This window comes from Streptomyces sp. NPDC093795 (assembly GCF_044764665.1).
GTDB lineage: Bacteria > Actinomycetota > Actinomycetes > Streptomycetales > Streptomycetaceae > Streptomyces.
Genome location: NZ_JBIWIO010000002.1, coordinates 793,656 through 806,547, shown reverse-complemented (window position 1 = coordinate 806,547; position 12,892 = coordinate 793,656). Strand labels below are relative to the sequence as shown.

At 71.6% G+C, this 12,892-nt stretch carries 15 protein-coding genes; 14 read left to right on the top strand and 1 reads right to left on the bottom strand.

From position 1 onward, the window contains the following. The first annotated feature begins 12 nt into the window (after positions 1 to 12). The 11 genes from ACIRB7_RS08680 to ACIRB7_RS08630 all read left to right on the top strand — a co-directional run bounded on the left by ACIRB7_RS08680 (position 13) and on the right by ACIRB7_RS08630 (position 9,332). Positions 13 to 336 carry a hypothetical protein gene (locus tag ACIRB7_RS08680; RefSeq protein WP_403594264.1) on the top strand — a complete coding sequence of 108 codons (324 nt, stop codon included), beginning with the start codon at positions 13 to 15 and terminating at the stop codon, positions 334 to 336. An 82-nt stretch (positions 337 to 418) separates the two neighbouring features. Beyond that, the gene (locus ACIRB7_RS08675; protein ID WP_403594261.1) at positions 419 to 2,746 is read left to right on the top strand and encodes an FtsK/SpoIIIE domain-containing protein; all 2,328 of its coding nucleotides are present in this window, start codon (positions 419 to 421) and stop codon (positions 2,744 to 2,746) included. Positions 2,747 to 2,973: 227 nt separating this feature from the next. Further along, positions 2,974 to 3,567, top strand: a complete 594-nt coding sequence (locus tag ACIRB7_RS08670) for a hypothetical protein (RefSeq protein WP_403594258.1) — start codon at positions 2,974 to 2,976, stop codon at positions 3,565 to 3,567. Between the two features lie 35 nt (positions 3,568 to 3,602). After that, positions 3,603 to 3,869: an RRQRL motif-containing zinc-binding protein gene (locus ACIRB7_RS08665; protein ID WP_403594435.1), complete on the top strand. Its 267-nt coding sequence runs from the start codon at positions 3,603 to 3,605 to the stop codon at positions 3,867 to 3,869. Positions 3,870 to 3,904: 35 nt separating this feature from the next. After that, on the top strand, positions 3,905 to 4,093 hold the full coding sequence (locus ACIRB7_RS08660; RefSeq protein WP_403594255.1) for a hypothetical protein: 189 nt from the start codon (positions 3,905 to 3,907) through the stop codon (positions 4,091 to 4,093). Between the two features lie 10 nt (positions 4,094 to 4,103). Next, positions 4,104 to 4,571, top strand: a complete 468-nt coding sequence (locus tag ACIRB7_RS08655) for a hypothetical protein (protein ID WP_403594252.1) — start codon at positions 4,104 to 4,106, stop codon at positions 4,569 to 4,571. Positions 4,572 to 4,656: 85 nt separating this feature from the next. Beyond that, positions 4,657 to 5,583, top strand: a complete 927-nt coding sequence (locus ACIRB7_RS08650; RefSeq protein ID WP_403594249.1) for a bifunctional DNA primase/polymerase — start codon at positions 4,657 to 4,659, stop codon at positions 5,581 to 5,583. A 164-nt stretch (positions 5,584 to 5,747) separates the two neighbouring features. Beyond that, positions 5,748 to 5,921, top strand: a complete 174-nt coding sequence (locus ACIRB7_RS08645) for a hypothetical protein (RefSeq protein ID WP_403594246.1) — start codon at positions 5,748 to 5,750, stop codon at positions 5,919 to 5,921. Further along, on the top strand, positions 5,918 to 7,459 hold the full coding sequence (locus tag ACIRB7_RS08640) for a YfjI family protein (protein ID WP_403594243.1): 1,542 nt from the start codon (positions 5,918 to 5,920) through the stop codon (positions 7,457 to 7,459). The genes ACIRB7_RS08645 and ACIRB7_RS08640 overlap by 4 nt, the downstream gene beginning before the upstream one ends. 298 nt (positions 7,460 to 7,757) lie before the next feature. Beyond that, positions 7,758 to 7,982, top strand: a complete 225-nt coding sequence (locus ACIRB7_RS08635; protein ID WP_403594240.1) for a helix-turn-helix domain-containing protein — start codon at positions 7,758 to 7,760, stop codon at positions 7,980 to 7,982. 84 nt (positions 7,983 to 8,066) lie between these two features. Then, positions 8,067 to 9,332 carry a tyrosine-type recombinase/integrase gene (locus ACIRB7_RS08630; RefSeq protein WP_403594238.1) on the top strand — a complete coding sequence of 422 codons (1,266 nt, stop codon included), beginning with the start codon at positions 8,067 to 8,069 and terminating at the stop codon, positions 9,330 to 9,332. Positions 9,333 to 9,407: 75 nt separating this feature from the next. Here ACIRB7_RS08630 and ACIRB7_RS08625 read toward each other — a convergent pair whose 3' ends face one another. Further along, the gene (locus ACIRB7_RS08625) at positions 9,408 to 10,769 is read right to left on the bottom strand and encodes a glutamine synthetase family protein (protein ID WP_093876415.1); all 1,362 of its coding nucleotides are present in this window, start codon (positions 10,767 to 10,769) and stop codon (positions 9,408 to 9,410) included. A gap of 291 nt (positions 10,770 to 11,060) precedes the next feature. Between ACIRB7_RS08625 and ACIRB7_RS08620 the strand changes: the two genes are divergently transcribed. The 3 genes from ACIRB7_RS08620 to ACIRB7_RS08610 all read left to right on the top strand — a co-directional run bounded on the left by ACIRB7_RS08620 (position 11,061) and on the right by ACIRB7_RS08610 (position 12,854). Further along, positions 11,061 to 11,459, top strand: a complete 399-nt coding sequence (locus tag ACIRB7_RS08620; protein ID WP_403594235.1) for a hypothetical protein — start codon at positions 11,061 to 11,063, stop codon at positions 11,457 to 11,459. Positions 11,460 to 11,532: 73 nt separating this feature from the next. Next, entirely contained in the window at positions 11,533 to 12,180 is a 648-nt protein-coding gene (locus ACIRB7_RS08615) for a DUF3105 domain-containing protein (protein ID WP_403594232.1), read from the top strand. Continuing rightward, positions 12,177 to 12,854: a DUF305 domain-containing protein gene (locus ACIRB7_RS08610; RefSeq protein WP_403594229.1), complete on the top strand. Its 678-nt coding sequence runs from the start codon at positions 12,177 to 12,179 to the stop codon at positions 12,852 to 12,854. The genes ACIRB7_RS08615 and ACIRB7_RS08610 overlap by 4 nt, the downstream gene beginning before the upstream one ends. Positions 12,855 to 12,892: the final 38 nt, after the last annotated feature.

Sequence of the window (12,892 nt, the reverse complement as noted above, 5' to 3'; positions counted from 1 at the left end):
GGAGGGCCCGTCATGGGTCTGTTCAGCCGCAAGCCGCGCGACCCGCAGTTCGTCACCGAGAACGTCGCCGCCGCCGACAAGGCCGACCCGACCGTCACCCGCGCGGTCCCCGCGCACACGGTCACCTGGCCGGTCGCCCCGTCCGGCATCCGCACCGTCCTCGTCGAGGGTGCCCGCTCGCCCCAGGACGCCATCGGCCGCGCGCTGCGCGACCGGCGGGGCATCGAGCGGACCACGACCCGCGGCTACCGCGTCCGCTTCGAGACCGCCCCCGAGGTCTGGCTCATCGACGCCGCCGGCGCCCGCCACGTGGCGGGCCCCCACCTCTGCTCCTGACCCACACCCCAGTACGCGGGGCCCGGCCCTCGCCTGGCAGCACCGGCCGGGCCCCGCTACCTCACCAGGAGGCACCGCAAGCATGACCGACAACCATGCCGAACCGCACGCCCCCGCCACCCCGACCCCGCCCGTCGAGCCGACGATCGCGACCGTCACCTTCCTCCGCCCCACCATCCCCACCCCGCCCTCGATCCCGGCCGGCGACTTGTGGTCGGACATGCCCGACGACAGCGGCCCCGCCCCCATCGTCGTCCCGCCCATGCCGACCACAGCGCCGGCGCCCGTCGGCCCGGACGACCGCACGGTCGTCCTCGACACCGCCCGCGTCATCCTGGGCAAGACCACCACCCCCGCCCCGGTCCCGGGGAAGGTGGAGAAGGTCGACCTGGACGACTTCGACGACCGCCCGCTGATCCCCGCGTGGATGCACTCGGCCGAGGGCTGGGCCGCGTGGGCGGGAGTCTTCGCCCGGGCCCGGCGCCGGGACTTCCGCCGCTGGGTCCGCCGCCAGCCCACCCAGAAGGGTCACGTCCGCCAGTTCGGCCGCGGCGTGCGGCGCTCGCACGAATGGGTCGTCGGCTTCGAGGGCGTGCGGGTCCAGTCCGCCTCACACACCGCACACGTCCTGACCCGCGAGGCCCGGCTCGCCGCCCGCCACGCCCGCTTCACCCCCCGCATCCTCGGGACGAAGAAGGAGCTGGCGATGAAGGCGGCCGAGCGCGCGACCAAGGCCGCCGAGGAAGCCGTCCTGCTGCACAAGAAGGCGAAGAAGGACCGCAACCGCGCCCGCAACCTCCGCGCGGGCGTCGTCTACGGCCCGCCGCTCACCGCAATCGGCACCGGCTACGCCATGGGCGGCGGCCTGGGTCTGGCCGCCGGCCTGCTCTCGACGTTCGCCGGTGGCGTGTTTGTCGGCCGCACCCCGTACGACGAGGACGCCGACTGGTCGACCGAGTGGCGCTCGCTCGGGGACGGCGACCGGATGACCGCCCCGATGCTCGACCAGGCGTTCCGCGCGGCGAAGGTCATCGGCTCCGAGGAGTCGCTGCGGGTCGTGCAGATGCCGATGCTCGACACCCGCGGCGCCTGGACGGCCATCCTCGACCTGCCACCCGGCATCCCGGCCAAGCGCGCGATCCGCGCCACCGATGAACTGGCCGCCGCGTTCGGCGTGGAGGAAGCGCAGGTGTCCATCGCCAAGCGGGGACGCTCCGGGCGCATCGAGCTCTACGTCGCGCGCGACCTGCCGTTCACCGACAAGGCCAAGCCCGGCCCGCTGCTCGCCCTGGAGGCGGCCGCGAACTTCTGGGGACCGATCTCGATCGGCCCCGACGTGCGCGGACTGCCCATCTCCATCAGCGTCGTGGAGCGCTCCGGCCTGATCGGCGGCGAGCCCGGCGCGGGCAAGTCGGCGTCCGGCAACACGATCCTGCTCGCGGCCGCGCTCGACCCGCGCGTCATCCTCGTCCTCGCGGACGGCAAGGGCGGCGGCGACCTGGAGCCGTTCGAGCACCTCTGCGAGTGCTTCGAGGGCGACGCCGACCCCGAGGCCTTCTACGAGCTGCTGAAGGAGCAGGTCGAGGACATGAAGCGCCGCTACGCGCTGCTGAAGAAGCTGGGCAAGCGGAAGGTCACCGAGGAACTCGCGGCCAAGTACCCCGAGCTGCGGCAGAAGCTCATCTGGGTCGACGAGCTCATGTTCTACACCACCGACGAGGAGTACGGAAAAAAGATCACCAAGCTCCTCCGCAACCTCGTCTCCCGGGGCCGGGCGGCCGGGATCATCACCTTCTGTGCGACCCAGAAGCCCGGCTCCGACGTCGTCGACACCAGCCTTCGGGACCTGCTGTCCATCCGGTGGGCCCTGCGCTGCACCACCCCCGAGGCCTCCGACACGATCCTGGGCAAGGGCGCCGCCGCCTCCGGCTACTCGGCCAAGACGATCCAGTCCGAGATGCGGGGCGCCGGCCTGCTGTGGGCCGAGGGCACCAACCCCACCATGGTCCGCGCCGACTACTACACCGACGAGCAGGTCGAGCAGCTCCTCGCCCGCGCGACCGAGTGGCGGCGCACGGCCGGAACCCTGCCCCACGGGCCGGTCCCGCTCGTCGACCAGCTGCGCGCCCAGGGCGACGACGACGCGCTGCTCCTCGCGGCCGTCCTCGACATCTTCACCGCCCACGCCACCGAGGACGCCCCGGCCGAGTGGCTGCCCGGCCAGCTCCTCGTCGACAAGCTCAAGGCGGCCGGCCACTTGGTCACCGCCGAGAAGCTCGGCGCCCTGATCGTGCGCACGGACGAGGAGAAGGCCAAGCGGCCGTGGGGCGAGAAGAAGACCCGCGTCACCGGCTACCCGCGCGCCCGCGTCGAGGCCGCCGCCACCGGACGATTCGGGCTCACCGCCTGATTCCAACCCGGCCGCCGCCCGGGCATGTGCCCGGATTGACCCGGAATACCCGCTGGCGGACCGGGTCTGGACCCGGACGCCGGAGGGCCCAACCCGAACATCCGCGTCCGGGTCGGGCCCGGATCCGTCCGGGTCGTCCGCCGCTCTACCTGCGCAGATGCGGAGCCGTCCGGGCTGTATCCGGGTCTTCGTCCTAGCCCAAACCGGTACATAAGGAGTCAGGCATCGTGACCGTCCCGACCCTCACCGCCCCCACCATTCCGGCCCCCGAACTCGCCAACGAGGCGGCGCTGCTGGTCCGCGAGATCGAGCAGTACCTCACCGCCCGCGTCCGCACGACCGCCCACCCGCTCGTCACCAAGACCACCGCCGAACTCATCGCCGAAGCCCTCGGCAACCCGCCCCCGGCGGCGGCCGCGCCGGTCCTCGCGGTCCCGGCCCGCGCGCTGCGGATCCTGCCCGACTGGGTGCTCAACTTCCCGCTGCTCCGGCAGCTCCACGGCGGCGGACGGCAGATCAGCGTCGCCGAGCACCTGGAGCTCATCGCTCTGGTCATCGAGCGCTACGGATGGCACCGCGGCGCGCTGCGCTCGACGTCGGGCCGCCGCTGCATCCTCGGCGCCCAGGCCGTGCTGTTCCGCCTCGGCTACGGCGACGAGACCACCGCGCGGGCCGCCGGCCATCGCCTCCAGGCCGTCCTCGCCGCACGGGGGATCAGCGAGCCCTACCACCGATGGAACGACGCCACCGGCCGCACCCGCACCGAAGTCCTCGCCCTCGTCCGCACCGCCGCTGCGAACGCCCGGCAGGAGGACCGGTGACGACCTACCGCAAGAACCTCGCCCCGGCCGGGCTCATGACCCGCCGCCAGCTCCGCGCCGCCGGTCTCCGTCCCGGCGGCCACGACCCGGTCGCCCAGATCCGCTACTGGCGCCACGGCTGGCGCTACGCCTACCTCTACGACACCCAACGCGCCCGGCCGGTAAGGCCGATGACGCCGGGACGCTGGCGCTCACACGAGGCGATGATGCGCGCCCGCCGCACTTGCCCCGCCTGCCGCCTCGACCGCGGCTACTGCATCCCCACCTCGCTCGGCACCTGCCCCGACTGCGCCACCGCCTGACCCACCCCACCCCCCGGCCACCAGGGAGGCCCCGCATGGCCATAACCGTCTCGCTCGTCGCCCTCTTCGGACTCGTCCTGTACTTCCTCCTCCGCGCCGGAAACCTCGGCTACGGCTCCGCGCTCGTCGCCGCCGGGTTCGGCTTCTTCCTCGCCTCCACCGGCGCCGCCACCCCCATCAATCAGCTCGCCCACAGCGTCATCGACGCCCTGTCCACCCTCTGAGGAGCCCAACGTGTTCGAGATTCGCGTCATCTGCGACCCCGACGACACCGACCGCGTCATCGACACCCTCGGCAGCACCTTCACCACCTGGTCCGCCCACCGCGTGGCCACCCGCGACGGCGACCGCACCCGCGTCTACCTGTCCGCCGACCACCGCCCCGCCGTCACGCAGGAGTGGCCGACGCCGGAGCAGGCCTACGCCACCGCCCCGAGCATCATCAGCGAGATCGGCTGGGTCGCCCGCACCGCCGCCGACCGGCCGTTCGGCACCGAGACGAGCCGCGAGTTCTGGCTCCGCAAGGCCGCCCTCCTCGACCGCATCGCCCTCGGCGACGACAAGGCCCCGCCCATCAGTGACGCCACCGAGGACGCCGACCGGACCGCCCGGCGGCTCATGGAACGCGACAGCGCGGCCGTGATCTGCGACCCGCGCCACTACGTCCGCCAGCAGTACGCCCGCCACACCACCGACCAGTAGCTACGCCGAGGGCGGCCCCCGTCTCGCCAAAGTCCGGGGCCGCCCTCGTCTACCAGCACATCTCACAGAACTGGAGACACCCAGCATGACCCATCCGATCCCCATCCGGCGAGCAGGCGGCCCCCCGCCCACACTGGCCACCGCCCTCCAGGCCGCCGAACGCGGCTGGCACGTCTTCCCGCTCCGCCCTGGTACGAAGCGGCCCGCCCTGCACGGCGAGAACCGCTGCCCCCGCACCGGGGCATGCTCGGGAGACCACGTGAAGTGGGAGGACCGGGCCACCACCGACCGCGAGCGGATCGTCCGCGCGTGGGGGCAGGGCCCGTTCAACATCGGTCTGGCCACTGGCCCGTCGGGGCTCGTCGTCGTCGACCTCGACGTGCCCAAGGAGGGTGCCGCCGGACCCAGCGGCGCGGAGGTGTTCGCGGCCCTGTGCGAGCGCGCCGGCCAGCCGCTGCCGGTGACCTTCCGAGCAGGCACCGCGTCCGGTGGCGAGCACCTCTACTTCGCCGCCCCGGACAGCGTCCGGCTCGGCAACTCTGCAGGGCTGCTTGGGCAGTTGGTGGACACGCGCGCCTGGGGTGGGTACGTCGTCGCGCCCGGCAGCGTCACCCCTAGCGGGGCGTACGCGGTCCTGGACGACGCTCCCGTCCTTCCTCTGCCCGGCTGGCTCCTGGAGTCCCTCACGGCCCGCCAGGAGCCCTCACGGTCCCGTGGAGGGATTCTGGCTGCACCGGCGGTCAGTGGCAGTCGCGCGGCCCGTGCGGCGCTGGAGCGGGAGTGCCGCAACGTCCAGGCCGCACCGGCGAAGCAAGCCAACAACACGCTCAACCGGTCCGCGTTCCTCGTGGGGCGCTTCGTCGCGTGGGGCGACCTCGACCGGCACGTGGTGGAGGAGGCATTCCAAGGGGCGGGGGAATCGCGGGGACTCACCGCGGCCGAGTGCCGCGCCACGATCCGCAGCGCCCTGGACAGCTCCCTCCGCAAGGCCCGGTCTCGGGAGGCGGCATGAGCCCCCAGAATCCCTCCCCCTTGGAATGCCGTGCGACGACCCCCCGGCCGGCCGTCGCCGAGCAGCCGGTAGCACGGCGGGCCGTGGGCGCCCGAAAGGCCGTCGCCGAAGGCGTCCCTTCTGGTTCTGACCCGCACCCGGCCGACGGGCCGAGGGTCCTCGCGATGCTCCACATCGGCGCGCCCGGCCGGAACGCGGTGCCCACCGCGCACTCGTGGTGCTCCTGTGGCCGGGACCTGAAGGCGTTCGGCCATCAGCAGATCGCCCGGCTCACCGACGACCACACCCGACACCGCAACCAGTGCCCGCTGCTCACCCGAGGGAAGGAAGCCGCATGAGTCCGCACGACTCCGAGCTGTGGGCCGGATTCGACGCGATGACAGCCGAGGACGTCGCCGGGCCCGTCTGGGACGAGCCGGTACCGCTCAACCCGCGCGGTCAGCTTCCCGTCTTTCCCGTGGACGCGCTGCCCGACTGGCTCGGCGCGATGGCCGCCGAGGTCGCCGAGGAGTCTCAGACCCCCGTCGACCTCGCCGGATGTCTTGCCCTCGCCGTCCTCGGCACGGCCGCCGGCGGACGGGTCATCGTCCACGTCCGGGGCCAGTGGCGCGAGCCGGTCAACCTCTACACCGCCGTCGCGCTGCCGCCCGGCAACCGCAAGAGCGCCGTGTTCTCTCTCATGACGCAGCCGCTCCTGGCGGCCGAGAAGGCCCTCGTCGAGCTGACCGCCCCGCAGCGGGCCGAGGCTGCCGCATCCGCGCGGATGACGAAGGTCGCCGCTGAGAAGGCCGCGGCGAAGGCCGCGAACGCCGAGGCCGACAAACGGGCCGAGCTGACCGCCGAGGCTGTCTCGCTCTCCCAGGCGGCCGACCAGGCCGTTATCCCCGCCGAGCCGCAGCTCGTCGCCGACGACATCACCGCCGAGAGCCTGACCACCACTCTCGCCCAGCAGGACGGCCGCATCGGCATCCTGTCTCCCGAGGGCGAGATCTTCGAGATCATCGCCGGACGGTACTCCGGCGCCCCGAACATGGGGATCTTCCTCAAGGGACACGCCGGCGACATGGTCCGGGTCAACCGCATGGGCCGCGACGCCCAGCACATCGAGCGCCCCGCCATCACCATGGGGCTGGCCGTGCAGCCGGAAGTCCTCGACTCCATCGGGCAGATCAAGGGCGCCGACGGCCGGGGCCTGCTCGCCCGGTTCCTCTACTCCAAGCCCGAGTCCCTCGTCGGCCGCCGCAACCTCACCCCGGCTCTCCTGTCCGCCGATACGGCCGCCGCCTACGCCCAGAAGCTCGGGCACCTCGCCCTGACCCTCGCGGCCTGGACCGAGCCCGCCGAGCTCACCCTCACGCCCGAGGCCGACGCCGTCCTCCTCGCCTACCAGCGCGTCACCGAGTCCCGCCAGGACAAGGGCGGTTCACTGCGCCCCATCATCAAGTGGTCCAGCAAGCGGGACGGAGCCGTAGCTCGGATCGCCGGGCTCCTCCACCTCGCCGCCCACCCGGCCGACGCGTGGACGCGGCCGATCGCCGCCGAGACGATGGCCGCCGCCACCCGGCTCGGGGACTATTTCACCGCCCACGCCCTCGACGTGTTCGACGCCATGGGCGCCGACCCCGCCCAGGAGACCGCCCACACCCTCCTGACCCACCTGCGCGAGACCCGCACCGCCACCTTCACCAAGCGCGAGCTGTTCCGAGGCCTCGCCCGCGGCGACTTCCCCGCCATGAGCGACCTCGACCCCGCGCTCGCCCTCCTGGAGGAACACGGCTGGGTCCGCCAGCAGCCCCCGCCGCCCCGCACCGGACGCGGCGGCCGGCCGCCCTCCCCCCGCTACGAGACCCACCCCCGCACCACCCCCGGCGCCTGAAAACCCCCCAACCCGCTGACAGAACTGACAGAACCTCCCGACCTACCCCCTGACCTGCGGAAACAACCATTTTCGGAGCTCTGACAAAACCTCCGAAAACTCTGACAAAACCTCGACCCTCCCAACGACGCCGCGCTGACAGAACCCCCGCCCGGAGGTTCTGTCAGAGTTTTTTGAGGTTTTGTCACGACGCTGGAAACGACCAAACCCGCAGGTCAAAGGCCACATGGCGAGGTTCTGTCAGTTCTGTCAGCACTTTCCGGGGTTCTGGCACCCCGGACCGAGCTGAAGGAGCCCGATGGCCACCGCCAAGACGCCCCAGCCCGTCACCGACCTCCCCGCCCGGTACCTCACCCCGGACGACATCGCCGCCCTCTTCGAGGTCCCCCTGGAGACCGTCTACCACTGGCGGAAGCAGCGCACCGGCCCGCCCGGGTTCCGTGTCGGTCGCCACGTCCGCTACGACCCCGTCGCCGTCCAGGCGTGGGTCGCTGAGCAGAGCGAGCTCGACGCCGCCGCCTGACCCGTCTCCCTCACTGGCCCGTGCTGCCCCCCGTCGGGGGCGGCACGGGCCTCTCTCGTGCACCGAAAGGAACTACAGCCACCCATGGCCGGCCACGTCCAGGACCGCTGGTACAAGACCGAGACCGACGCCGAGGGCAAGGAGCGCCGGGTCAGGACCGACCGCTACGGCATCGGCATGCGTTACCGGGCCCGCTACATCGGCCCCGACGGCACCGAGAAGTCCAAGAGCTTCCCCGACAAGCAGAAGCGGCTCGCGGAGAAGTGGCTCTCCACCACCGAGGCCGACATGTCCCGGGGGCAGTACGTCGACCCCACCGCCGGGCGGATCACGTTCCGGCAGTACGGCGAGAAGTGGCTCGCCTCCCAGACCACGGACCCGACGACGCGTACGACGGTGGGCGTCCACCTCCGGCTGCACGCGTTCCCGTACCTCGGGACGCGGCCGATCGACTCGTTCCGTCCCGAGCACATCCGCGAGTGGCTCGCGGCACTGGCGAAGCCCCTGCCCGTCTCTTCGTACCGCCGGGTCATCTTCGCCAGCGTCTCGGCCGTGCTCGCTGCGGCCGTGGACGACGAGCTGCTCGCCAAGAACCCGTGCAAGTCCCGTTCGGTCCGGGCGCCAGCGCCAGCCGAACCGCGGGTGAGGCCGTGGACGGCGAACCGAGTGTTCGCCGTTCGCTCGGCGCTCCCGAAGCGCTATCAGGCGATGGTCGACATCGGCGGCGGCTGTGGTCTCCGCCAGGGCGAGATCTTCGGCCTGGGCGAGGAGCACGTCAGGTTCGACACTGGATGGCTGCACGTCGCGAATCAGGTGAAGGTCGTGAACGGGCATCTCGTGTTCGGCCCGCCCAAGCGCGGAAAGGAGCGGGACGTCCCGCTCCCCCGCCACGTCGCCCGCGTCCTCCGCGAGCACGCTGAGGAATTCCCGCCCGCCGACGTCTCCCTGCCGTGGCTGAAGCCGGACGGGCCGCTCATCACCAAGCGGCTGTTCTTCTCGCTTACGGGCGGCGGCGCCGTGCGGCGGACCGACTTCAACACTCGCGTGTGGAAGCTCGCCCTCGTCCAGGCCGGCGTCATTCCGGAGCCCAAGGAGGGCGAGCGACACCAGGCAGCCCGCGAGCACGGAATGCACGCGCTGCGGCACTTCTACGCGTCCGTGCTCCTCGACGCCGGGGAGAACATCAAGGCGCTCAGCTCGTACCTCGGTCACGGCGACCCCGGGTTCACGCTCCGCGTCTACACGCACCTGATGCCGAGCAGCGACGGACGGGCCCGCCGGGCCGTGGACGGGCTCTACGAGGGGCCCGGTTCGACGCCTGACGGCCCAGGGACGGCCCAGGGCGAGTGAAATGACTCAGGGCCGACGGTTTGCGAACGTCGGCCCTGAGTGCTGATTCGGGACTCTACCCGGCGTGACCTGCGGCTACAAGACCGGCAGGTTCTTGCGCAGTTCGAAGGCGGTGACCTCGGAGCGGTACTCCTCCCACTCCTGCTTCTTGTTGCGGAGGAAGAAGTCGAAGACGTGCTCGCCGAGGGTCTCCGCGACCAGTTCGCTCTTCTCCATCAGGGCGATCGCCTCGCCCAGGTTCTGCGGGAGGGGTTCGATGCCCATCGCGCGGCGCTCCGAGTCCGAGAGGGCCCAGACGTCGTCGTCGGCGCCGGCCGGGAGTTCGTAGCCCTCCTCGATGCCCTTGAGGCCGGCCGCGAGGAGGACCGCGTACGTCAGGTAGGGGTTGGCGCCCGAGTCGATGGAGCGGACCTCGACGCGGGAGGAGCCCGTCTTGCCCGGCTTGTACATGGGGACGCGGATGAGGGCGGAGCGGTTGTTGTGGCCCCAGCAGATGTACGAGGGGGCCTCGCCGCCCGAGCCTGCCGTGCGGGAGGAGCCGCCCCAGATGCGCTTGTACGAGTTGACCCACTGGTTGGTGACGGCCGAGATCTCGCCCGCGTGCTTCAGGAGGCCCGCGATGAAGGAGCGGCCGACCTTCGAGAGCTGGTACTCGGCGCCCGACTCGTAGAACGCGTTCCGGTCGCCCTCGAAGAGCGACAGGTGGGTGTGCATGCCCGAGCCCGGGTAGTCCGAGAACGGCTTCGGCATGAAGGTCGCCTGGACGCCCTGCTCCAGCGCGACCTGCTTCATCACCAGGCGGAACGTCATGATGTTGTCGGCCGTGGAGAGCGCGTCCGCGTAACGGAGGTCGATCTCCTGCTGGCCCGGGGCGCCCTCGTGGTGGCTGAACTCCACTGAGATGCCCATCGATTCGAGCATGGTGATCGCCTGCCGGCGGAAGTCCATGCCCACGTTCTGCGGGGTGTGGTCGAAGTAGCCCGAGTTGTCGGCCGGAGTCGGCCGGGTGCCGTCGAGCGGCTTGTCCTTCAGCAGGAAGAACTCGATCTCGGGGTGCGTGTAGAAGGTGAAGCCCAGGTCCGAGGTCTTGGCCAGGGCCCGCTTCAGGACGTACCGCGGGTCCGCGAAGGACGGCGAGCCGTCCGGCATCAGGATGTCGCAGAACATCCGCGCCGTGCCCGGGGCCTCGGCGCGCCACGGCAGGATCTGGAAGGTTCCCGGGTCCGGCTTGGCGATCATGTCCGATTCGTAGACGCGGGCGAAGCCCTCGATCGCGGAGCCGTCGAACCCGATGCCCTCGTCGAAGGCCTGCTCCAGTTCGGCGGGCGCCACGGCCACCGACTTGAGGAAGCCGAGCACGTCGGTGAACCACAGACGTACGAAGCGGATGTCGCGCTCCTCGAGCGTACGGAGCACAAATTCCTGCTGCTTGTCCATTTCCACACCCATCCTCGCTGGTCAGGCCGCCTGCTCCCACCGCCTCGGCACATCGGGGGGCACCTGAGCATCCCACCACATGGTTTCGCGCACGTTGCACACCCATACTGCCTGCCCTGGTGTGACTCAGGTAACGCGGCAACGGCCGGATCCGGTGTCCGTTCCCCCGGCGGGTCCCTCCCCGTCGGTACCGAGTGGTACCCCGTTCGGCCCACGGAGGCCCCGCGCACACTACGATCTGCGCCCATGGGGGCCCCACGGCTCGTACGCCCGTCCCGGCACGCGCGTCCCATGGCACTGGTGAGTGCCGTGGCGACGCTCCTCGCCGCGCTCTTCTTCTGTCTGGGCGCCGAGCCCGACGGGCATCACGAGGCCGAGGCCAAGGCCGGTGCGCAGCCGGGCACGCGGGCGGTGACCCTCGCCGGAGGCGGCACTGCCGGGAGCGCTGCCGCCGCGAGCAATTCCGGTCCGGCCGTGCGCGAGTACGTCTGCCCGTACGACCGCGGCGGCTGCTCCCTCTTCCCGTCCCTCTCCCCCGCGGTGCTCAGCGCGCCCCCGCTCGACCCGCCGCTGCACACGGCGGGCGGGCCGCCGCGTCTCGACCCGCCGTCCGGTGACGGTCCTGCGCGCCGCTCCGGCGCCCAGCCGCGCGCGCCGGACCTGCACGTCCTTCAAGTTCTCCGGACGTAGCGGCGGCGGGCGTCCCGCCCCCGCACGTCCACCCCCGAACTCCACCCCACCCCTGAAGAAGGACGACACCACCATGGCCGCCAACCGCTCCGCCAACGCCGACCGCCGCGCCCGAATAGAGGAGATGCGCCGCGCCGAGCAGGCCCGTGAGCGCCGCAACCGTCTCGTCACCATCGGCGTCTCCGGGGTCGTCGTCCTCGGCCTCGTCGGCTTCGGCACCTTCGTGCTGATGAAGAAGTCCGACGAGCAGGACAAGAAGGAGGCCGCCGCGAAGGCCCCCATCACCGCCGAGAAGTCCTGGGACGCCGCCAAGCTCGGCCGCAACCACGTCGAGACGGCCGTGAAGTACGACATGAAGCCGCCGGTCGGCGGCGACCACAACCCGGTCTGGATGAACTGCGACGGCGTGGTCTACAAGAAGGCCATCCCCGAGGTGAACGCCGTGCACTCGCTCGAGCACGGCGCCGTCTGGGTGACGTACAGCAAGCAGGCCGCCGCCGACGACGTGAAGAAGCTGGAAGCCAAGGTCGGCAAGACGCAGTACACGCTGATGAGCCCGGTCGACGACCAGGCCGGCGCCATCATGCTGTCCGCCTGGGGCAAGCAGGTGACCGTGGACAACGCCTCCGACCCCCGGATCGACGCCTTCTTCACGAAGTACGTCCAGGGCAAGCAGACCCCCGAGCCCGGCGCGGCCTGCACCGGCGGGCTCGACCAGTGAGCGGGGACGAGGACGACCTGACGACGCCTCCCCCGGCCCGGCGGCCGAACCGGACGCAGTGGGCGGCGATCACCGCCGTCGCGCTCGCCCTGCTGTTCGCCGGCGGCGCCGTGACCGTCGCCTCCGCCGAGCGTGAGGAGGCGCCGCGTACGCCCTCCACCGCCTCTGCGGACGCCGGCTTCGCCCGGGACATGTCCGTCCACCACCAGCAGGCCGTCGAGATGTCGTTCATCGTCCGGGACCGCACCCAGGACGAGGAGGTACGCCGCCTCGCGTACGACATCGCCAACACCCAGGCCAACCAGCGGGGCATGATGCTCGGCTGGCTCGACCTGTGGGAGCTGCCCAAGGTCGAGTCCGGCGTCGAGCCGATGACCTGGATGGGCATGGGCGGCTCCGGCGACACCGGTCCGCTCGACGGTGCCCTCATGCCCGGCATGGCGACCGGCGCGCAGCTGGACCAGCTGCGGAAGGCCAGTGGCCGTGAGGCCGAGATCCTGTACCTGAAGCTCATGACCGCGCACCACAAGGGCGGGGTCCACATGGCCGAGGGCTGTGTCCAGAGGTGCTCGGTGGACGTCGAGCGCGACCTCGCGCAGGGCATGGTCGACGCGCAGGAGTCCGAGATCCTGCTGATGGCGGACATGCTCGGGAAGCGTGGCGTCACCGCCTGAGCGGCTGAGCGGAGGTTCGGACAGGCCCTCGTGACCCG

Bases quoted from the DNA above. Each gene is read 5' to 3' on its own strand.
- ACIRB7_RS08645 (WP_403594246.1), top strand. From the start codon at position 5,748: ATGCTCCACATCGGCGCGCCCGGCCGGAACGCGGTGCCCACCGCGCAC.
- ACIRB7_RS08615 (WP_403594232.1), top strand. From the start codon at position 11,533: ATGGCCGCCAACCGCTCCGCCAACGCCGACCGCCGCGCCCGAATAGAG.
- ACIRB7_RS08640 (WP_403594243.1), top strand. From the start codon at position 5,918: ATGAGTCCGCACGACTCCGAGCTGTGGGCCGGATTCGACGCGATGACA.
- ACIRB7_RS08635 (WP_403594240.1), top strand. From the start codon at position 7,758: ATGGCCACCGCCAAGACGCCCCAGCCCGTCACCGACCTCCCCGCCCGG.
- ACIRB7_RS08660 (WP_403594255.1), top strand. From the start codon at position 3,905: ATGGCCATAACCGTCTCGCTCGTCGCCCTCTTCGGACTCGTCCTGTAC.
- ACIRB7_RS08630 (WP_403594238.1), top strand. From the start codon at position 8,067: ATGGCCGGCCACGTCCAGGACCGCTGGTACAAGACCGAGACCGACGCC.
- ACIRB7_RS08680 (WP_403594264.1), top strand. From the start codon at position 13: ATGGGTCTGTTCAGCCGCAAGCCGCGCGACCCGCAGTTCGTCACCGAG.
- ACIRB7_RS08620 (WP_403594235.1), top strand. From the start codon at position 11,061: ATGGCACTGGTGAGTGCCGTGGCGACGCTCCTCGCCGCGCTCTTCTTC.
- ACIRB7_RS08650 (WP_403594249.1), top strand. From the start codon at position 4,657: ATGACCCATCCGATCCCCATCCGGCGAGCAGGCGGCCCCCCGCCCACA.
- ACIRB7_RS08625 (WP_093876415.1), bottom strand. From the start codon at position 10,769: ATGGACAAGCAGCAGGAATTTGTGCTCCGTACGCTCGAGGAGCGCGAC.
- ACIRB7_RS08675 (WP_403594261.1), top strand. From the start codon at position 419: ATGACCGACAACCATGCCGAACCGCACGCCCCCGCCACCCCGACCCCG.
- ACIRB7_RS08665 (WP_403594435.1), top strand. From the start codon at position 3,603: ATGACCCGCCGCCAGCTCCGCGCCGCCGGTCTCCGTCCCGGCGGCCAC.